Source organism: Sphingorhabdus pulchriflava (genome assembly GCF_003367235.1).
GTDB classification, from domain to species: domain Bacteria; phylum Pseudomonadota; class Alphaproteobacteria; order Sphingomonadales; family Sphingomonadaceae; genus Sphingorhabdus_B; species Sphingorhabdus_B pulchriflava.
On record NZ_QRGP01000002.1, the window covers coordinates 108,557 to 128,334 of the forward strand.

At 57.0% G+C, this 19,778-nt stretch carries 22 protein-coding genes and 1 tRNA gene; 8 read left to right on the top strand and 15 right to left on the bottom strand.

Annotation, left to right across the window (positions count from 1 at the left end; genetic code table 11):
• Positions 1–14 precede the first annotated feature (14 nt).
• Positions 15–1,112 (top strand): histidinol-phosphate transaminase, encoded by a 1,098-nt coding sequence (gene hisC, locus DXH95_RS11250; protein ID WP_181883658.1) that lies wholly within the window; start codon positions 15–17, stop codon positions 1,110–1,112.
• Complete coding sequence (locus DXH95_RS11255; protein WP_115549640.1) at positions 1,112–2,017, top strand: prephenate/arogenate dehydrogenase family protein; 906 nt, start codon at positions 1,112–1,114, stop codon at positions 2,015–2,017. The genes hisC and DXH95_RS11255 overlap by 1 nt, the downstream gene beginning before the upstream one ends.
• Here the strand turns inward: DXH95_RS11255 and DXH95_RS11260 are convergent.
• Genes DXH95_RS11260 through ftsE form a run of 4 tightly spaced genes read right to left on the bottom strand, consistent with a single transcriptional unit; the run spans position 2,014 to position 4,859 of the window.
• Entirely contained in the window at positions 2,014–2,706 is a 693-nt protein-coding gene (locus DXH95_RS11260) for a lysophospholipid acyltransferase family protein (RefSeq protein WP_115549641.1), read from the bottom strand. The genes DXH95_RS11255 and DXH95_RS11260 overlap by 4 nt on opposite strands.
• 6 nt (positions 2,707–2,712) lie before the next feature.
• A complete protein-coding gene (locus DXH95_RS11265) occupies positions 2,713–3,243 on the bottom strand; it encodes a YdcF family protein (RefSeq protein WP_115549642.1) in 531 nt (176 codons plus the stop codon).
• On the bottom strand, positions 3,240–4,136 hold the full coding sequence (locus DXH95_RS11270; RefSeq protein ID WP_115549643.1) for a cell division protein FtsX: 897 nt from the start codon (positions 4,134–4,136) through the stop codon (positions 3,240–3,242). The genes DXH95_RS11265 and DXH95_RS11270 overlap by 4 nt, the downstream gene beginning before the upstream one ends.
• Positions 4,137–4,145: 9 nt before the next feature.
• Positions 4,146–4,859 carry a cell division ATP-binding protein FtsE gene (gene ftsE, locus DXH95_RS11275; protein WP_115549644.1) on the bottom strand — a complete coding sequence of 238 codons (714 nt, stop codon included), beginning with the start codon at positions 4,857–4,859 and terminating at the stop codon, positions 4,146–4,148.
• Positions 4,860–5,016: 157 nt separating this feature from the next.
• Here ftsE and DXH95_RS11280 point away from each other — a divergent pair, with 157 nt between their 5' ends.
• Positions 5,017–5,886, top strand: a complete 870-nt coding sequence (locus DXH95_RS11280; protein ID WP_115550151.1) for an MJ0042-type zinc finger domain-containing protein — start codon at positions 5,017–5,019, stop codon at positions 5,884–5,886.
• 7 nt (positions 5,887–5,893) lie between these two features.
• Here DXH95_RS11280 and DXH95_RS11285 read toward each other — a convergent pair whose 3' ends face one another.
• A complete protein-coding gene (locus DXH95_RS11285; protein WP_115549645.1) occupies positions 5,894–6,091 on the bottom strand; it encodes a hypothetical protein in 198 nt (65 codons plus the stop codon).
• Between the two features lie 211 nt (positions 6,092–6,302).
• On the opposite strand from DXH95_RS11285, the gene DXH95_RS11290 reads away from it, so the two are divergent.
• Together DXH95_RS11290 and DXH95_RS11295 are read left to right on the top strand one after the other, a co-directional pair.
• Positions 6,303–6,389 (top strand) — tRNA-Leu (locus tag DXH95_RS11290).
• Positions 6,390–6,618: 229 nt separating this feature from the next.
• Positions 6,619–7,254 (top strand): response regulator transcription factor, encoded by a 636-nt coding sequence (locus DXH95_RS11295; RefSeq protein WP_115549646.1) that lies wholly within the window; start codon positions 6,619–6,621, stop codon positions 7,252–7,254.
• On the opposite strand, the gene DXH95_RS11300 is transcribed toward DXH95_RS11295, so the two are convergent.
• The 6 genes from DXH95_RS11300 to DXH95_RS11325 form a co-directional block, all read right to left on the bottom strand.
• Positions 7,219–8,919: an ATP-binding response regulator gene (locus DXH95_RS11300; protein WP_115549647.1), complete on the bottom strand. Its 1,701-nt coding sequence runs from the start codon at positions 8,917–8,919 to the stop codon at positions 7,219–7,221. The two genes, DXH95_RS11295 and DXH95_RS11300, sit on opposite strands and share 36 nt — an antisense overlap.
• A gap of 239 nt (positions 8,920–9,158) precedes the next feature.
• Positions 9,159–9,944 carry an ankyrin repeat domain-containing protein gene (locus DXH95_RS11305; protein WP_115549648.1) on the bottom strand — a complete coding sequence of 262 codons (786 nt, stop codon included), beginning with the start codon at positions 9,942–9,944 and terminating at the stop codon, positions 9,159–9,161.
• Entirely contained in the window at positions 9,945–10,430 is a 486-nt protein-coding gene (locus DXH95_RS11310; protein ID WP_181883659.1) for a DUF4189 domain-containing protein, read from the bottom strand.
• Between the two features lie 188 nt (positions 10,431–10,618).
• On the bottom strand, positions 10,619–11,083 hold the full coding sequence (locus tag DXH95_RS11315) for a hypothetical protein (protein WP_115549650.1): 465 nt from the start codon (positions 11,081–11,083) through the stop codon (positions 10,619–10,621).
• A gap of 45 nt (positions 11,084–11,128) precedes the next feature.
• A complete protein-coding gene (locus DXH95_RS11320) occupies positions 11,129–11,806 on the bottom strand; it encodes a DUF4189 domain-containing protein (protein WP_147291729.1) in 678 nt (225 codons plus the stop codon).
• A 256-nt stretch (positions 11,807–12,062) separates the two neighbouring features.
• Complete coding sequence (locus tag DXH95_RS11325) at positions 12,063–12,587, bottom strand: DUF2799 domain-containing protein (protein WP_115549652.1); 525 nt, start codon at positions 12,585–12,587, stop codon at positions 12,063–12,065.
• Between the two features lie 245 nt (positions 12,588–12,832).
• Here DXH95_RS11325 and DXH95_RS11330 point away from each other — a divergent pair, with 245 nt between their 5' ends.
• The 3 genes from DXH95_RS11330 (at position 12,833) to DXH95_RS11340 (ending at position 15,679) form a co-directional block, all read left to right on the top strand.
• Positions 12,833–13,543, top strand: coding sequence for a hypothetical protein (locus DXH95_RS11330; RefSeq protein WP_115549653.1), 711 nt, complete (start codon positions 12,833–12,835; stop codon positions 13,541–13,543).
• On the top strand, positions 13,533–14,648 hold the full coding sequence (locus DXH95_RS11335) for a Cif family virulence factor (RefSeq protein ID WP_115549654.1): 1,116 nt from the start codon (positions 13,533–13,535) through the stop codon (positions 14,646–14,648). Before DXH95_RS11330 ends, DXH95_RS11335 begins: the two co-directional genes overlap by 11 nt.
• 119 nt (positions 14,649–14,767) lie before the next feature.
• Positions 14,768–15,679 carry a glutathione S-transferase family protein gene (locus DXH95_RS11340; RefSeq protein WP_115549655.1) on the top strand — a complete coding sequence of 304 codons (912 nt, stop codon included), beginning with the start codon at positions 14,768–14,770 and terminating at the stop codon, positions 15,677–15,679.
• 39 nt (positions 15,680–15,718) lie between these two features.
• Here the strand turns inward: DXH95_RS11340 and DXH95_RS11345 are convergent, their stop codons facing one another.
• From DXH95_RS11345 to DXH95_RS11360, 4 genes are read right to left on the bottom strand one after another with little or no spacing between them, the layout of a single operon-like run.
• On the bottom strand, positions 15,719–17,152 hold the full coding sequence (locus DXH95_RS11345; RefSeq protein ID WP_115549656.1) for an aldehyde dehydrogenase family protein: 1,434 nt from the start codon (positions 17,150–17,152) through the stop codon (positions 15,719–15,721).
• A gap of 19 nt (positions 17,153–17,171) precedes the next feature.
• Complete coding sequence (locus DXH95_RS11350; RefSeq protein ID WP_115549657.1) at positions 17,172–18,281, bottom strand: NAD(P)-dependent alcohol dehydrogenase; 1,110 nt, start codon at positions 18,279–18,281, stop codon at positions 17,172–17,174.
• A gap of 33 nt (positions 18,282–18,314) precedes the next feature.
• The gene (locus tag DXH95_RS11355) at positions 18,315–18,488 is read right to left on the bottom strand and encodes a rubredoxin (protein ID WP_115549658.1); all 174 of its coding nucleotides are present in this window, start codon (positions 18,486–18,488) and stop codon (positions 18,315–18,317) included.
• Positions 18,485–19,774 carry a cytochrome P450 gene (locus tag DXH95_RS11360; RefSeq protein WP_115549659.1) on the bottom strand — a complete coding sequence of 430 codons (1,290 nt, stop codon included), beginning with the start codon at positions 19,772–19,774 and terminating at the stop codon, positions 18,485–18,487. Before DXH95_RS11360 ends, DXH95_RS11355 begins: the two co-directional genes overlap by 4 nt.
• Between the last annotated feature and the right edge of the window lie 4 nt (positions 19,775–19,778).

Below are 19,778 nucleotides of genomic sequence, written 5' to 3' on the forward strand. Positions count from 1 at the left end.
CTATGGCGCGCGCCATGACACAGCCTGCAGCCAAACCCTGGATCAACGCCATTCACGCCTACACGCCCGGCAAGGCAAAGAGCGACGACGGGCGCGTGCTGATCAAATTGTCAGCGAATGAGAATCCGCTGGGATGCAGCGAACATGCAATCGCGGCGCTGGTCGAGGCGCGTGCGACGCTGGCGCGTTATCCCGATCCGGCATCGAACGCGCTGCGCGAAGCGCTAGGCAAGGCTTACCGCCTCGAAACCGACCAGATCGTTTGCGGCACTGGCTCGGACGAACTGCTGAACCTGATTGCCATGGGCTATGCCGGGGCAGGGGATGAAATCATCTACGTCCGCTATGGCTTTTCGGTTTACGATATTGCCGCGCGCAAATGTGCTGCGACTGTCGTGGTTGCACCCGACAAGGATTATGGCACCGATGTCGATGCGCTTCTGGCGCTGGTCAATGAAAAGACCCGCGTGGTCTTCATAGCCAATCCCAACAATCCCACCGGCACCTTTAGCGACGACGGTGAAATCGAACGGCTGCATGCCGGATTGCCCGCCGATTGCGTGCTCGTACTCGATCAGGCCTATGGCGAATATCTGGAGGATGACGGTCCGGCGGCGTTCGATCTGGCGCGCAAGCATGCCAATGTCCTCATCACCCGCACCTTTTCGAAGATTTACGGACTGGCAGCGGAACGCATCGGCTGGGCCTATGGTCAGCCGGGTCTGATCGCGACGCTGAACCGCATCCGCGCGCCGTTTAATGTCACCAGCGCAGGGCAGGCGGCCGCGATTGCTGCGCTCGCCGACACCGAATTTGTCACACACAGCCGCAAGCATAATCTCGAATGGCGTGAGTGGATGGCGAGCGAAATCGCTTCGCTGTCCAATCACGGCCTGAAGGCGATCCCGAGCTGGGCGAATTTCCTGATGATTATTTTCGAAGGCAAGACGAGCGCCGAAACTGTCTACAAGGACCTGATGGACGAAGGCTATATCGTCCGTTGGCTGCCTGGGCAGGGTCTTGCCAATGGCCTGCGCATCACCATCGGCAGCGAAGAGGAAAATCTTGGGGTGATGGCGGCACTGCGCAAGATATTGGACCGGCACGGCTAATGCTGCCCTTTGCGCGTGTCTCGATTATCGGCTTGGGCCTGATCGGCTCGTCGGTAGCGCGCGCGGTCAAGGCCAACATGCCCGAGGTGCGGATCACGGGTTTTGACGCTGACCCTGAAGTGCGCGATCGTGCACACGATTTGGGCTTTTGCGACGATGTTGCCGACACGGCCGGAACGGCTGTGATAGATGCGGGGCTGGTCATTCTCTGCGTGCCCGTCGGGGCCATGGGGTTGGTGGCCGAACAGATGGCAGCCGACCTGCCTGCCGATGCGATCGTCAGCGATGTTGGCAGCTGCAAACAGAGCGTCGCTGAAGCATTGGCAGCAGCGCTACCCGAGGCGACAATCATCCCTGCGCACCCAGTGGCGGGTACCGAGAAAAGTGGCCCTGATGCGGGCTTTGCAACCTTGTTCAAAGGCCGCTGGTGCATCCTGACCCCGCCGACAAACGCGCCTGAAGCGGCGGTGGCGGCGCTGTCGACATTTTGGCAACGGCTCGGCGCCGATGTCGAGATCATGGATGCGCGCCACCACGACCTTGTGTTGGCGATAACCAGCCATTTGCCCCACCTGATCGCCTATACCATCGTTGGCACGGCCGATGATCTGGGCGAAGTGACGCAGAGCGAAGTGATCAAATATTCGGCCGGCGGCTTTCGCGATTTCACCCGCATCGCAGCCTCTGATCCGGTGATGTGGCGCGACGTTTTCCTCAACAACAAGGAAGCCGTGCTCGAAATGCTGCAGCGGTTCAGCGAAGATCTGACCGCGCTGCAACGCGCGATCCGCTATGGCAAGGGCGACGACCTTGAAGCCCTATTTGCCCGTACTCGAGACATTCGCCGTTCGATCGTTGAGCAGGGTCAGGATGATGATGCACCCGACTTCGGGCGCAAGCACTAAGCTGGGTCGTTCAAAGCGTTAATGGCCGCATGCACCCGCGCTTCGACTTCATCACGCGGAAGACCTGGCGGGATGGTCTCACCCACCTTGTAAGTCATCGTTCCGCTATGCCACCAGGGTTTGCCTTTAGGTGTCAGCACGCCGCTGTTCACAGCTACCGGTACCACCGGCAGGCCGAGTAGCTTGTAGAGCCCGGCAAAGCCTGACTGCAGCGGCGGTCTCTCCCCATGCGGTACTCGGGTGCCCTCGGGGAAGATAACGATAGGGCGGCCATCGGCTTGCATCTTGCGCGCCAGCAATATCATGGCGCGCAATGCGCTGGCCCCGGCATCACGATCTACCGGAATCATGCCATAGGCCTTGGCGGCCGTGCCCCAACCCGGAATATCGAACAACTCGCGTTTGGTGACCACTGCAGGCATGCGGAACAGGTGCGGCATGTCGATCGTTTCAAACATGCTTTCATGTTTGATTGCATATAGCACCGGCTGGTCAGACAGTTGGCCGTCGACTTTGGTGCGAATACCGAGCAGCCAGCGCGCGGAAAAATGGTGGAAGCGACTCCAGCCATGCACCGAAGCGATCAACAAAGGCCGCGAGACATAGGTGCCGAGTAACGCCCCGAGCACAAATGGAACCGAGCCGATGTAAAAGACAACCGCGAATAACAGGGAGCGCAGCAGAAACATTTGGCGTCACAGCCCAGCGATTGCGGCAATCCCGCGCAACCAATATTTGTTATATTCGCGGAACAATATCTGCAGTGTCGGCTGGCTGGGGACGGCGTCGGGGATCACCTCAACATCGTCGGGCAAAGCAATCGAGATTTCCAGCATCGCCCTGCGCATATGCCAGTCATGCGTTACCAGTCGTAGCGACTGCACATTGTTGCGTGCAACCCAGCGAGCGGTTTCAAGCGCATTCGAGCGGGTGTCAACCGCCCGGAAGCCCAGATCGATGCAGCAATTGAACAGCTTCATCGGACGCTTATATTCGGCGGCGAGCTCAGCTGGCTTCACGTCCAGGTCGACGCCCGAAATCAGCATGCGGCGCGCCTTGCCATTTTCGATGACTTCCAGCCCCCGGTCGATCCTTTTGGCGCCGCCTGTCAGCACGACCACAGCATCGGTGCGGTCAAGCGCAGCGGGTTGCGGCAGGAATAGCGCAAATCCGGCAAAGCCGAGCATCCAGATCAACAGGATGAGGGAGAGGATTCGTCTGATCATAGCATTTTCTTCAGCGTTGACAGCACTGTCCAGCGCGCCATTGCCATCGACAATGTAGTAACCGCCGCAGGTATCAACAGCAAGAGCAGCCAGCCATAGAGTGGCATTACCGCCCCGGCGAGCAAGCCGGGTTCAAGTGCGGCAAAACGCTCCTGCAAAAGCAGCACGATGACGGCGGCCCCCATCACCCCGATTACACCGCCGAAAAGTGCGTCCAGCGCAACGCGGCGCTGGAAAAGGCGTGCCGCCTGTAAATCGGTTGACCCCATCATGTGCATGATTTCGATCGTTGGGCGGTGCGTATTGAGCGCACCGCGCACGGCGAGCGCCACAGTCGCCGCTGTCGCCAGAAGCAGCAACAGAACAATTCCGCCCGCCAACAGCAACAGTGATCGCATCAAACCGAACCAGGGCTGTAACCAGCCAGCATTGCCGTCGATACGGATCGTTGGTGCTATGAGCGACAGCTCCCGTTGCATAGCCGCAAGCCTGTCGCGGCCAGGGGTGGCTTCAAACTCGATATCTATCAAAGCTGGCACGGGAATTTCAGCATCGCTTGCCGCCTGCCCAAGCCAGGGTTCGAGCAAGGCCCTCGCCTCTTCATCGGGGACGGCACCGGCACTAACCACGCCGGGCATCTCCTCCAGCCGGTTGGCGACGCGGCTCTGTTGATATTGACGCGCGCCCGGGTCGCTTTCGAGGATTTGGGCTGTTGCTTGCCGCGAAAGTTCGGCACCGCCCTTGCTGGCGGCATGGGCAAGGACCAGCGCGGCAGCGGCGGCCAAAAGCGTCAGAAAGATCATGATAGCCATGACCCACGGCATCGCACCGGTGAAACGCCCGTCGGGGATTAGCTTGCGGTCGTGCGCGGCAATGGTGAAGGGCAGTCGCATAAACGGCCCCTAGTTCCGCAGCACCAATGGCCGCGGCGGGTGTTTGAGCGATCCGGTCGGGTCAGATAACCTGCCCTTGTCGAGCCGCATCATCTGGGCACCTTCGATTTCCTGCAACAGATGAATATCGTGCGTGGCGACAATGACGGTGGTGCCCAGCCGGTTGAGCGCGGCGAATAATTTCAACAGGCGTAGTGCCATATCAGGATCGACATTGCCGGTGGGTTCATCCGCCACCAGAATTTCGGGCCTGCCGATGACGGCACGGGCAATGGCCACCCTTTGCTGCTCTCCGCCAGAGAGCGTAGCCGGTCTTGCATCGGCGCGCTCGGTCAAGCCGATCCACGCCAGCATTTCATTGACCGGGCCTTCCAGATCGCGCTCGGAAATACCAGCGATGCGCAGCGGCAGGGCGATATTGTCGAAAGCGGTCAGGTGAGGGACCAGACGGAAATCCTGAAAAACAACACCGATGCGTCGCCGGAAGCCAGGTAGCCTCGCGCGTGGCATGTTGACCAGATCCTCGCCAAACATGCGGATCGCGCCGCGGCTGGGCCGGTGAGACAGATAGAGCAGCTTCAATAGTGATGTCTTGCCTGCGCCTGACGCCCCGGTCAAAAAATAGAAACTGCCCGGAAACAGCCGAAAGCTGACGTCGGTCAGCGTCTCAGCCCCCGTGCCGTATCGCAGGCCTACATTGTCGAATTCGGCAACGCTTTGCATCGCAGCAGCGCATTGCACATCTGGCGCGCGCGCGCAAAGGGATGTTTGGCAAATGTGTTGGGACAGGGCGGTGCGTTGCAACGATAAAGTGCAGCCATTCCACAGTATAATGGCTTGACCTACTTGCATCGTGCGAATCGGTGATGTTTATGGAGGCATGCTGCTGATTTGTCCGGAATGTCGCACCCGCTATGTCGTTCCCGACGGTGCTATTGGCGTGGTAGGTCGGCAAGTACGTTGCGCAAATTGTCGTCACAGCTGGTTCCAGCAAGGCACCGCAACGCCCCCGGCCCCCCCGGCTCCGGCTTTTGTCGCTCCGCCCGAAGCGGCGCCGCAGGCTGTCGAACCCGGACCCGATACCATTGAGCCTTCGGAATCGATCGATGACGCCGCAGCGTCAGTCGCTGACGAACCCGAAACGCCGCTCGCAAAACCCGGATTTTCTGCGTTTGATCGGCCCGAGCCAGAGGTGTCTCCCGCCGAAACGCCGATTCCGCCTTCGTTCGATCGGCCTGCTTTTCAGGATGTGCCTCCGGTGCCTGCCTATACTGCCCTGGCAGAACCCGAAATCGTCCGTAGCCAGTTTGCGCACGAACCGCCTTTCCGACCGCGGCGTAACCCGGCCAAATTGATGACCTATGCAGCGGTTGCTTTTGCTATCGTCATCGCGGCACTGGCGGCAGCGACCTGGCATTTCGGCTGGCTGGAAAACAGCTTCGTCGCCAGCGGGCAGGAACCTGATCTCAAAATAGAACTGCACGACAATCTCGAACTGGGTCGCGATGCGGATGGATCACCTTATTTCATTGCCAGCGGCTCGATTGTGAACCCCACTTCGCGTCCACAACGTGTCCCAGAACTTCTGGTAACGTTGAAAGATGCGAGCGGTCGATCAGTGTACAGCTGGACAATGAAGGCACCGGTCCGCACTTTGGCCCCTGGCGGCAAGGTGGACTTCAGCCAATTGCGCCGTGACGTTCCGCTCGCCGCATCGCGGATCAGCGTCGGCTGGGCCATAGACGGCTAAGACCTTTTCAATAAAATTCGATCAGCTGCACACCTGCACGGTTGCGGATCTGTCGACGCGGGCGATCCCGGTTCGACTGGGTTGGCTCGGCTGGACCAATAACCTCGAGTTGGATGATCGTGACCGAAGCTGTCACGACAGCCTGCGAACGTGGCGGCGGCGCTTCGGTGGCCTGTGTGGCCAATAGGGAAAGCAGCACGAACATCGCACTGCTTTAACTATCTGTTAATCTTTGTCCGCAAGCCGGAAAGAGGGTTAATTCCGGAGATCGGAGTGGATGCTAACCAGAAATGTGGTGCCCGCCACATTTCCGCCCCGAATTGTGACAGATAGACGGCCGGAAATTATCATGGATATAGCGGTTGCGCCTGCAACGGCCTTTTGCTAGTGGCGCGCTCCTACCTGTCAGGGCAAGTGCGGTCATGGCGGAATTGGTAGACGCGCAACGTTGAGGTCGTTGTGGGCGAAAGCCCGTGGAAGTTCGAGTCTTCTTGACCGCACCATTTTCTTGAAAGCATTGTTTTTCAATAGTATAGATGCGAGCTATTTTGGTTTCGTTCGCTCTGCCCGACCAATCCTGTTTTGCGAAACACTGCTTGGTGGAAACTGTTTTGGTTTTCAGATTTGCCCGCAATTCTGTTGTTTATATGTACTAGTTTGCTTGAACGCAAAATATCAACGGCCATGATGCTTTGTATGACCGGCGTAACGTTTGGGACAAGGCTTCACTAAATGAACGCAGAACGTATCATTGTCGCAGATGATCACCCCATGTTCCGGGACGCGCTGGTGCACAGCCTGCGCGCGGAGTTTCCAGAGGCCGATGTGGTCGAGTTTGACAATCTGCCCAATGCGCTAACTGCTGCGCGCGACGGTCCCTCACCGGACATGTTCATTCTCGATCTGGTCTTTCCGGGAATGGAAGGCCCCTCGTCGATCAGCAACCTGCGGAGAGAGTTCCCCGCCGCATCGCTGATTGTGATCACCATGCTTGAAGATCCGAATGTCGCGGATCAGTTGCTTGATGCAGGGGCTGATGGGTTTCTAGGCAAAGGTTTGACATCGGGAGCAATTTTGGACGGTATTCGGGCTGTGCGTGCAGGCGAATATGTCGTCAACGTGACGGCTCAAGCTCAAGGCCTACCGCCGGAAAAGCCGATGCTCACGCCCAGGCAGTTCGAAATTTTGCGCTTACTTAGTACAAACATGCCGAACAAACTGATCGCGCGCGATTTGGGGCTCTCGCATTTCACCGTGCGCAACCATGTGTCCATATTGATGCGTAGCCTGAAGGTCCAGCGCAGGAACCAGCTTGGCCCGCGCGCTGCGGCGTTAGGGCTCATCGCGGTTGGCGATACGCAGGGCTGACAACATAGACCGCAGCTTGGCGGGCTGGACGGGTTTGGAAAAGATCTGGATATCGTCGCCGTCCACCAGTTTCTTCACTTTGGCATCGGCATGCCCGGTCAATAAAATTGCAGGTATTGCCTGCCCCAGATCTTGGCGAATCGAACGAATGACCTCGGTTCCCAATAGCTGATTGCCCAAGTCGAAATCGGCGATGATAAGGTCGGCCGTTTCTATACCGGTGGGCATTCCAGGATGCGACTGGACATGGCAGCCCCATCGTTTGAGCAATTCATCTGTCGCATCGCGAACGTCGTGGTCATCCTCGATCAGGATGACGCGAAACCCCGATAGTGGCTGCGGGGCATCGCTGCGCACCCGCCGTTTCTTTTCGACGCGGTGCGTGACGATAGGAATGTCGTAGAGCCCGGCGACGGTTCCAACGCCGCGCCTGGAACGCAAGTCCAAAACAAAACCCGAAAGTTGGGCTAAACGGTTTACGATAGCCAGTCCCAAGCCCACGCCTTCAGCATCACGATCCCCTGCCACGTGGGCACGATAAAACTCTTCATAGATATGTGGCAGATCGTCTTCAGCAATACCTATGCCTTGATCATAAACCTCAATTGCCAATGAAGGGCCTTTTCGGCGGACTCCGATGAGGACCGACGATCCATGGGAATATTTGATCGCGTTGGACAAGAGATTCTGGACCATTGTGGTCAGCAGCGTTGGGTCGGCATGTACGTTCAGGCTGGTCGGTACGGAGCGCAATTCCACGTCGTTCCATTGCGCGATCTGGCTGTTTTGTTGCACCAGTTCGGCCAGCAAGGGTTGCAATGCGATATCCTCCGACCGGACTTCGATCGTCCCGCTGTCCAGATGGGCAATATCCAAAAGAGATTTGAACAGGCGCGAGACCGAACCCAGCGCGCGATCTATTCTGTTTAGCAACACATGCCTTTCCGCCTTGCTGTGGGTGTTGCGCAAGATGTCGAGATAATAGCCAATCGAGTGGATCGGCTGACGCAGATCATGGCTGGCCTGGGCCAGAAAACGGCTCTTGGCCTGCATAGCTGCAACTGCGGTGTCGCGGGCTTCGGCTGTTTGCCGGAGCAGGGCGAAGGCGTAAGCAGGCAAGGCAATCGCAATGATCGAGAATGCCAGAACCACGCTGACATTGGCGCGCCAGAAAGGGCTGGCTGCCAGCATCACGGCTAAGGATGCTTGTGAAAAGATGGCGGCAATCATCAAGTAACGACTTCCGAAACGCATGCCGTTGCTCAACGCAGTCGCTACTATCAGCGCGAAGAATGGCATTGTGATACGTTCGCCGACAATCAGAATATAGGTATATGTGCTATATTCGACGATCATCGCCCCAATTCTGCGCCAGCGAAAATGGCCTCGATAGTGCTGGATATGCAGCAGAAGAAGCAGTGCGAAAGCGCCGAATCCTGCACATATCAAAAGCCAGCGCACAGCAACTTCTGCGGGCAAGGGCAGGATGATGAAAGCATAGTCTGCTGGAAGTGGAATCGGCCCGTCAACAGCGACCCAACGGAGTATGACATATACGGCGGATGCCAAGACCACCCAAAGCCGAACTTTCGCCTGATTCAACTCGGCACGGTGCTCCTCGGCTAAGTCGGGGGAAGCCGCTGATTTTGCTGGTTGCCGGCTCATATTTTCACTTGTCCGATCAGATATCCCGTTACGCAGTCGCTGGTTGCACTGCCGTTCTACATTTCCAGATGTTCAACAGTCGCTGCCCGAAGCGTGAATCAACAGGCCCGATATTGCGGCGTTTGTCACCACCGATTTTGCCCTAATATATTTCAGCGCGCTTACCCAATGTCTGAAGGTGTCCATTAGGTATCGGTTGCGGTTAGGGGATTATTGCACAAGGCATAAACGCCGACATCTTAGCCGAAACTACTGGCCTCTACCTTCTGGGGAGCGACATTATACTCAATCGGGATTTTCTTCGAATGCAGATATTTGATGATGCTCTGTCGACCTTCACGCGCAGCCTGGTTCAGCAGTGTGTCTCTGGTCATGAATAAATAGCGCTGGAAGGTCTGCTTTTGTGCGTTCCGTGCCATTGGTGGGGCGCCGGCCAACAAAAGATAATGTGCATGCCAGGGCTTGTTGAGAAGACCGGCAATATGCAACGGTGTATTGCCGACGCTGTCGGAGAGCTTCAGATTGGCTTTGGCCGCAATCAGCATGGCAAATTGGACGTCCCTGTTGGCGATCAGCGCTTCATAAAGCGGCAATGTGCCCGTTTCTGCATTTCGGACATCGGGACTGGCAGCATTATCGAGCAAAATCCTAAGCCACTTTGAATCCCGATGCCGCGCTGCATCGTGGATAACGGTGTAGCCGAACAGACCCGGTTGTTCGGGATTGGCGCCTGCTTTGAGCAAAAGTCGAAAGGCCGTTTCCTTGTCCTGTTCCAGTGCCCATTGCAGCAAGGTCATCCCGCTATCTGCCTTGGATTGCAGCAACGGCGAACAGGGTGGCAACAGCTTGTTCAGGGCATTCCAATTACCCGATTGGGCAGCATTCAAAACCGCCATGGCTTCTGGATTGAACTGCGGAACTGCCAGCCGTCGTGCTTCCAATGGTGTTAAGGGCACACTGGTAAACAAAGACATCAACGCAAGCATATAGGTGGACCGGTGCAGCACCCTGTGGCGGGCAAACATTCAGAAATACTCCTGTAGTCCGTCATAAACGGCCAGAACTTCGCAAGAGACGCCATCAGCCTCACATTTGGCGACGATATTACTGCGTGCCGCATCCACGCTAACGTCGCTGCGGACGCGCAGTTTCCTCTCGCTATCCCGCGCAACCGCGACGACGCCGTTAGTTATCGAAATTGCGACGGCGCAGTTTGCCCATCCTTTCGCGTTGCATTTCTCCAACACCTTTTCCCGGGCCAATTGCTCGTCAAAATACTTACCAACGCCGATAAACGCATCGCCAGTATTGCTATCGCCCCAGGCAACTGCGGCAGCAAAGCTCTGCCACTGCGGTGGCGGGACGGGATGCGGCGAAGGAGTCGATTCTGGCTCGATCTGCGAGCAGTAAGGGATGCCATCGCCATGATCCGGGCCCGATCCTTGTCTGCATTGCGCATTAGCCTGACTCGTACAGGCGAAGACCAAGCCGAATAGTAAGAACCATCGCATGGTGCCAAAATCGCACTTTTGTTGATGCCCAACAAGCGGCGTCAATGTACCGGTGCACCTCCCTGCGTTCCGCTGAGCGTCATCTACTGACCATGGCTTCGGGTTTGGCGTAGCTTCGGAGCTGCTAGGTCGTGGACCTTTGCTTGCTTCCATTTTTCCGCAAAACCTACTTCTTCATTCACCCATTGTCATTTTGATGCGGGCGGTACGCGCGCCCTGACGGCGCGCCACATCAACAGGGCACCCATCGACCCCGTCGCGGCCATCCAAAGAAAATAGCCGGCATGCCACCTGACAATAGGGGCTGTGCCGGTATAGCCTGCGATCGACGACAGAAATAGGGTGTTGCCCCAAAGCGTGATTAAGGATGCTGCCAATATGAAATACAGCCTTCGTGGTTTGATGGAGTTCCGGCTGGAAACATAAGCCGCAGGAATCATCAACAGATTAGCATACCACCCGAACTGCAACATGATCGGCCCCGCCCAGCCATTTTGGAGAAAGTGGGCACCATCCAACATTGTGGGTATGCCCCTATTGTCGAAAGTAACCACTGGCAGGAACATCGAAAGCGACCACAAAAAGAGCGCCAACAGCGAGATGGTTCGGTAGAGGGCACATGCTTTTTTGGTCAGTCCTGCCCTAAAACCCACGTACCCTGCTCCTGACCTCAATTTCCCGTCACACGAATTAAACGACTATGGGCTGTAAAAGCTTGTTTCTTCCAGCCGGCTATCAACCAGTGTTTGTACGGTGCAGGTAACGACCTGTTCGGCACAATAGGCGTTCAAATTGGTGTGCAGTTGCTCCGGATAATCGCCACCCAATGCGAAGACATCGCCTTTTGAACTGCTGGCCACCAGAATTTTGGTGTTCCCGCCCCACTGGATCATTTTGCAATCGATGCCGCCTTCGCCTTTGCAATTTGCAAGTGCGTCATTGATGGCAGTCTGGGCATCGGAGCGACCCGATGCAATATGGATGCGGCGGTTTTTTGCTGCTGACGATGCGAGCACAACGGCCCCATATTTTTTTCGTAAACGTGAATTGTCCACTGGCCGATATAGATGCGGTCCGGGATTGCCATCATGAACGAAAAACACTTTCAACAGCGCACAAACCGTTCCCGCTGAACTGCATTGCTCACGGCTCGATGACAAAGCGGCGGGAATGTCGGGCCCATAGGACAAAAAGGGGATTCCATTTTGCTGCCTCTGCAAGACTGCAACGCCTGAGCTTAAGGTGCTTGCCACCTGGCATGGTTGGCTCATAGCCTCTGTGCATTCTTTCACCGCAACGGCTTCGGTTTTCTCCTTGTTGCCGTAATTCCAGGAGACCCAGACATCATCGCTGTCGCTGCTCCAGGCAACGGACATGATGGTTGCACCTGCATTGTCGTGCGAAGCCAATACAGCATTTGATCCAAACGCGGCAATCAACAGGGCTGGTATCCAGCGACTAGTGTTCTTGACCAAATCTCTCTCTTCCCGACCAACGATCAGCCGCGCCCAGAATTAAGCGATGGTAGAATGCTCCGGAAGCACGCTTTGTGTACCGGTGCTTCGACGATGGTACCGCCATTGCGCGTGCATGTTTTCGATCACACCCATTGCCGGCTGTGCAAAGTCGCACTCAAGCTGGCGGCAAGCTCCGCTGCTCGGCGAGCAAATCTCTCCGCTCGAGCAGCAGTTCGTCCTCCTGACGACGCAGGGTACGTCGGCGCTCTTCACTCAGCGTCGTATCTTCATCCAAAGTTCGGGCGATACTGGCGAGACGGCTTCGTATTTCCTCGAGCCGGTTGCGGATTGCGATACGGCGTTGTTCGATGCGGTAGATGCGCTGGCCTTCTTCATAGGCCGCACTAAACTCCGGGTTGGCGCAGATGCCATTATAGCTGCGCCCTTTCAGACCCCAGCTATAGCCATTGTCGGGCATGCAGAATGTCCGGGTACCCGCTGCGAAACCGGCCCCATATTCTGCAGTGTCGATTTCGCGGCCTTGTTTTCCGCAAATCTTGCTGACGTCACGCAAGCGCTTGGCCTGATCGGCATTGTCCATCGCCGCGGCATGGCCAATATCATAGGCGCTGTCGTTGATGCAGCCTTCGCGTGAGATAGGTGCGCACGCATGAAGCGCAGAGAATGCGCATATGAACAAGATAAGTTTGAGTCTGGAAATTTCAGCGTACCTTTGCTTCTACAGCTTTGGGATATCATGTTTTTTTCAACATGCAATCCACCAATAGGGTTGCTTGATATCATCGGATTCAACACCAACCAACTTACCCATGCTTAATTTGCAGACTGCTCTGACGCAAAGCCCGGGAATGTACCGGTTCATTGCAGAAGTAGCGGCAGAACGGCATTTCCGATAACCGACATTCACCGGAGGTCTCGATCAGAATGCCTGGTTTTCTAGGGGGTGGGCGGGCTCGTTGGGCTGTCGTCTTTGCGTTGCTGGCTCATCCGGCAATAGCGCTTTCGCCGTCGTCCGGTCGCTTCGTCGACAGCCAGGGACGCGACTATTTTTCTCCCGAAACCTCTGCATTGGTGCCTGAATGTCAATATAGTTGGGATAAAGATCCGCCGAAACTGGTCCCACTGCTGACCGATAGCGACAAGGACCGGGTTGCCGTCAATCTTCGCGCTACGCGCGAGCCCTCGATTGTAAGGATTGCGCGGCCGTCCCAATATGAGGAAGTCCTCCGGTTCACCTGGTGGCACGAAATGTGGTCGACAACGACTATACGTATCGAGTTGGGGCCCGAAAAGTCGCGGCTGATCGCAAAGCAGGCGTCGCGGTTTTATCGGCAGTATGAGCGACGTCTGGCTCGTACGCTAACCGACGATGAGGCCAGTCAAATCAGGACCTTGCTGGCAGAAACACGATTGTTTGACAGCCGCCCTGACGATTGCGCCATTATTCTTGATGGCACCAATTGGTTCTTCGAATCCAATGGATCGAAGGGTTACGACTTTGTCCAACGTACAAGCCCCGGCGCAAATGCGCCTGCATATATTATCGGCAAACACCTGTTTGGTTTGACGGGCTGGAAATCCGGAGCGCTGCAATATGCTATCGAAAATGCGCGGATCGACAAAGATGAAAATTGACCGTTTTTCTGTGCTGGCCGCATCGACATTGATGATGTTGGTTGTTGGCATTTGCGCAGAAGCACCCGCCGCAGCTGCCGGCAGCACTAGCAAGGCTAGCAAATGCGCTTATTACGACCCGCGTCCCCGGTGCACAGAAAAAGAGAGAGAAGCGCGCCGGAAGATTTTTGGCCTGCCATCGCTGGAGAAAATCCAGCGGCGGACCATGAGCGGTGGCGAAGCAAGCGAACTCATCGTCGCGACGGTCATGGTGAAGCAGCGCGAAGGATTGGCGCTTGTTCTGCAACGTGACCGTGGCGGGACGCCGATCGTCGAAATCCATTCCATGCCCGTCAGCAGTCGACCGGCGGATTATCAGCCCATAAGGGCCATAATCCCAGAGGCGATATGGGCCTTGGCGCTAGCCAAAGGCAATGCGCTCGACCTTGTATATGACACCGACGAAGTTCTGGTTTGCGGTGCAAATTTCAGCGTTGAGATAGTGGACAAAGAGGGCAATGTGCGGGCTCCGGACGGCGATAGCTGTGGGGGGGAGCCACGGGGCGTCTATTTCGATTTTCTGGCTGAGGCGGCGCTCCAACAGCTACCGCATTGTGCAGCATTGATGCCAAGCATAAGCGACTGGGTATTAGAGAAGCTGGCAGCTTGCTTTGATCTGCGCGGCGACAAAAAGATCGCGGCAGAACTTTATAATCGCCTGCAATCGCTCGAAGATCGATCCTTTTGGGAAACCAATGATGGGTGGACCGATCCGTCTGAAATCTTGCCGCTGCTTGATGAAGAAATTTCCTTCTCCTGGCTGGGTATACCTTTGATGGACGATGCCGAAATGGTCGCAAACTTCTGGACAGGCGGGTGGCTGGCTCCGGTAAAATTCAAAACCGGACCAATATTTGCGGGTGCCGACGGCAGCGCGCGCGTTGAGGGGCGCGTTGTTTTCGAAACCAGCACCAGCGAGGGCGTCGAACGGCAAGCGTCGGGCACGTTCACTTCAACATGGCGCAGGGGCGCTGATGGCAAATTCCGTATGCGGCGTTTTGACTATCTGGCACCGTCGGTTCGAGCGGCAAGATTGTTTCGAAGCGCCAACTGGCGCAAGAGATAGGCGCCGCGCCGTTCTTAACGCCAATCTGTTTTGGCGTTGCGAGTTGACTCAATGCAAGCCGCCATTCAATCCTGTGCCGAACGACGAAAATTTCGGCGATCACAGGGAGGCAATTGTCGATGTCTGGTATTATTCTGCATCAATATGATTCATCACCATTCACTGAGAAGGTCCGCATTTGTCTTGGCATAAAGGGGCTTGCCTGGCAGGCGGTGGACCAGCCGGTGATCATGCCCAAGCCCGACCTGACACCGTTGACCGGAGGCTATCGGCGGATTCCGGTTATGCAGATCGGCGCGGATATCTATTGCGACAGCACACTCATCGTTCGCGAACTTGAACGCCGTTTTCCGGCTCCTTCGCTTTTTCCCGCCGGGAACAGCGGGCATGCCAATGCCGTTGAAATCTGGGCGGACAAAGCGCTTTTCCAGTCTGCTGTATTGGCGATTTTCGGGACATTGGGCGATGGTGTCGACCCCGCCTTCATCAAGGATCGCGAAGCCCTGAGCGGGCAGCCGTTCAATGTTGCTGCTATGAAGGCGATGGCCCCTTTTGCCCTGACCCAGATAAAGGCCCACGCCGCGCTAGTGGCAGAGCATCTTACCGACGGACGGCGTTTTCTTGAAGGGGATGCCCCCGGCCTTTCCGATGCCGCCGCCTATTACAACTTCTGGTTCATTCGCAGCTTTTGTCCCGGCCTCGCCGACCGCTTCGATGACGTGCACGGATTCGATGCCTGGTATGCGCGCGTGGGTGCGATTGGCCATGGTGACCGGTCAAATATGATTCCGGCTGATGCGTTGGCAGCGGCAAAGGCGAGCGAGCCGGTACCGTTGGACATATTGCAGTCCGATGAAGCGTTGCGCGGTCGAACTGTTGCCCTGTCGGCAACCGACTATGGTCGCGACCCGATCATGGGCATTTTTGCCGGTTCGACGCATTCCAGCCTGTCAGTTTTGCGCGAAGATACTGAGCTTGGCGCGATTGCCGTGCACGTACCCCGCCTTGGCTATTCGGTGACCGCTTCCTAGCCGAATGGCGGGGCAATTTGTTTTTCTAACCCTGGGTCTTCAGGCTGCAGCAGCGGTGCGCTTTTTCCGCACCAGCGTCTGCGCGTTGGTATATTCGAGCAACCCTTCTTCGCCGCCTTCGACGCCAAGTCCGGACTGCTTCATCCCACCAAAAGCTGCTGTCGGTGACAAGTGCTGGACTTCATTGACCCAGACGGTGCCGCTCTGGATGCGCTTGGCGATTTCGAAGGCCTTGTCCTCGTCATTGCCCCAGATGGAACCGCCCAGACCATATTCGGTGGCATTGGCGCGCGCTACAACATCATCATAATCGTCAAATTTAAGCAGCGGCAATACGGGGCCAAATTGCTCTTCCTGCACGATGCGGCTGTCTTCAGGCGGATTGTCGAGGATGGTGACCGGAATGAAATAGCCGGGCACGTCTGACTTCTCGCCACCCATCAGGAAGGTATAGCCTTTCTCCTTGGCATCGCGGATCAGGTCGAGCACACGTTCATATTGCGGGCGGTTGTTGATCGGGCCCAATCGGGTTCCCTGTTCGGAACCGTCGCCGATCTTCACGGTTTTCGCATAAGCGACAATGGCATCGCGCAGCGGCTCGTAAATATCCTTGTGGACATACATGCGCTTGGTGGCGATGCAGATCTGGCCGTTGTTTCCGAACGCCGCCCAGAAGAGCTGTTCGGCGACTTTTTCGACATCCACGTCGGGCATTACAATCGCAGGATCGTTGCCGCCGAGTTCGAGCGTGACCCGTTTCAGCGTGGCTGAGGCCGATTGCATGACCTTCTTGCCCGTGGCGGTTGATCCGGTGAAGCTGACCTTGTCGATATCGGGATGCGAGGTCATCCACGGCCCCAGATTGTCCCCTCCCGAGATGATATTGAGAACGCCAGCGGGCAGGATGTCCTTGATGATTTCACCCAGTTTCAACGTGGTCAGCGGGGTGAAAGGCGACGGCTTCAGCACCATGGTGTTGCCCGCGAGCAGACCGGGGCCAATCTTGAACGCGGCGAGAATCATCGGGAAATTCCAGGGCGCAATCGCCCCGACAACGCCCAAAGGCACCCGGCGCGTCTCGCTGTACCGCTCGTCGCTGTCTTCATTGACGACAACCGGCAGGTCGAGCGAGGAAGCGCCCATCAGCCAGAAGGCCGCACCGCCGACATCAGCTTCCGCATCGGCATGCGGCTTGCCCTGTTCGGACGTCAGCAGGCGTTTGAGCGGATCGATATTGGCGAGAATGGCCTGCGCCATCGCGTTCAGATATTCGCGGCGCTTTTCGATCGGCAGTGCCGACCATGCTGGAAAAGCCGCGCGCGCTGCTGCAACGGCGCGATCCAGATCTTCAGGGGTTGCGTCGGGTGCTTGGCCGATAATCTGTTCATTGGCGGGATTGAGGACATCAAAGCTGGCGGATCCCGTTTCGAGCTTTCCACCGATCAGCATGCGATAATCTGAATCGAACTGCATTGTCTCTCTCCTCTGTCGCTTAGGGCAGCAACACCACCTTGATGCATTCGCCGCGCGCCTGTGCCGCTATGGCTTCGTTGATTTCGTCCAGTTTGAACGTCCGGATAAGCTTGTCAAACGGGAATCGCCCTGCGGCATGGTGTGCGAGCAGTTCGGGGATGAAGCTTTGCGGATCACTGTCGCCTTCGATTATGCCGATGATGCGAAGACCGGGTGTCATCAGCGCGGAGATATTAACGCTGATGCTGTCGGTCGGTTCCTTTGGAACGCCGACCAACCCGATCGCGCCATGACTGCCTAGAGCGGCAAAGCCAGCTTCGATCACGCTGACCACGCCGCTGCTATCAAAGGCGAAATCGAGGCCTTCGGGAACGATGGCGCGCAAGGCTTCGGTCAGGTCGCCCGCTGCTGGGTCGATGACATGGGTTGCGCCCAGCTCCAGCGCGACTTCGCGCCGTGACGGCATGGGTTCGACAAGGATGATTGTGCTGCAGCCTTGGATGACCGCACTCATCACCGCCGCCAAGCCGACCGGGCCGCCGCCAAAAATGGCTATGGTCGAACCTGCGTGGCAAGCTAGCGAACGCATCACACCGCCAGCCCCGGTCTGGAAGCCACAACCGAGCGGGCCGAGCAGTTCGAGCGGAGCTTTTGTTTCCCCGACCTTCACGACATTGCATGCGCGCGTGATGGCATGGCTGGCGAAAGAAGATTGCCCGAAGAAATGCGATCCGATCCGCTCGTCGCCCGAACAGCAAGCAGTGGAACCATCCTCCAGACGGACGCCTGCGTAGTTCAGGGGAACGAAGCTGCGGCAATAGCTGGGCAAGCCTTCGTCGCAGCGCGGGCAATTCCCGCAGCTTGAAAAGCCTAGCACGACCTTATCACCAACCGCGAGTCCGGTTACGCCTTCGCCCAGAGCCTCGACTATGCCTGAGCCTTCATGGCCGAGCACGGCGGGCAGCGTATAAGGTGCGAACTGGTCGCGGAAAATCAGGTCGGTGTGGCACAGGCCGACGCCCGCAATCTTGACGAGCACTTCGCCGGCGCGCGGTGCTTCGACACTGACCGGCTCGATCGAGAAGTCTCCCTTGGGAATGCGGGCAACCGCCGCCACTGCCTCTGTCATATTCAACCTCTCCTCTTGCCGCGTTCGGCCTTTTCACATCTCGCCAAAGTTGGCCTTCGATGCACCGCATTGCGGGCAGAACCAGTCATCGGGAATATCTTCCCAGCGTGTGCCGGGAGGAATACCGTCTTCGGGTAATCCCAACGCCTCGTCATAGCGAAAGCCGCACTTGCCGCAGCGATGAACGGCATATTCCGGCTCGCTCATGCTCTTTCAACCTCGAAACGGATCGGCACCGATTTGGGCCCGCAGACAAATTCCGATTCCGCCATGCGAGGTTCGCCGGTGAGCTCGACCGATTTCAGGCGCGGAATGATTTCCTTCCACAGCGCAATCATCTCCATCCGCGCGAGGTGGATGCCAAGGCAGGTGTGTCCGCCAAAGCCGAAACCGACATGGCGGTTGGGCGAGCGGCGATGGTCGAAGGTGAATGGATCCGGAAAGGCGTCTTCATCGCGGTTCGCAGAGAGGTACGACAGATAAACGAGATCGCCTTTCCGGATGGTCCTTCCCTTGATTTCATAATCCTGTGTGGCGGAACGGACGAACTGCTGGACCGGGCTGGCCCAGCGGATGGTTTCCTCGACAAAGCCGGGGATCAGATCGGGATTGGCTTTCAAGTCAGCCAATATGTCGGGGCGCATCGCCAACTGCCACATGCCATGGCCGGTTGTGGCAGCGGTGGTGTCATGTCCCGCGGTAGAAGCGATGATGAAATAGGAGATAAGCGCGCGATGCTCCATCGGCCCGCCGTCGATCTTGCCATTGGCGATGACCGAGGCCAGATCGTGGCGCGGGCATTGCTGCCGGTCTGCGATCATCGGCTGATAATATTTCTCGAATTCTTCGAACACGATGCCCCAGGTGCGGGTGATTTCCTGCGGGTCGGTCAGGTCGGAACCGGGCCGCTTCAGATCGGGATCAGCATAGGTGAACAGCCACTGCGTCAGTTCCAGCATCTTCGCATGGTCGGCCTCGGGAACGCCGATCAGGTCGAGGACAACTTTCAAAGGATAGAGAAACGCTATTTCGGCCGCGAAATCGCATTCGGGGGCAAGGCTGATCAATTTGTCGGCAAAAATTTTGGCGGTCGCTTCCACGCCCGGTAACGCAGCCTTGATGCCGTCGAGCGAAAACGCCCCCGAACAAACCGAGCGATATTTCTGGTGCTCGGGCGGGTCGAGCTGGACGAGCGAACGGAAGATGTTCGATTGGCCACCGGTATATTGTTTCACCAGCTCTTCGCCTGCCTGGCTGATTAGCGTCTTTGAACGGTCGCCGCCGTGGAAAATTTCATCTTGCCGCGCGATTTCGCGCAGGTCGGCATATTTGGTCACGATCCAGTGCGGGTCATAGCCGGGAACTTCGACTTGGGAGAGCGGATAGTCTTTGCGAAGCCGGGTGAAGATGGCGTGGACATCGTCCCTGTTGGCAAAAGTTGCCGGGTTGAATGCGGGCGCCACCAATTCGGGCGGAATCATCGTTTCGGACATATCA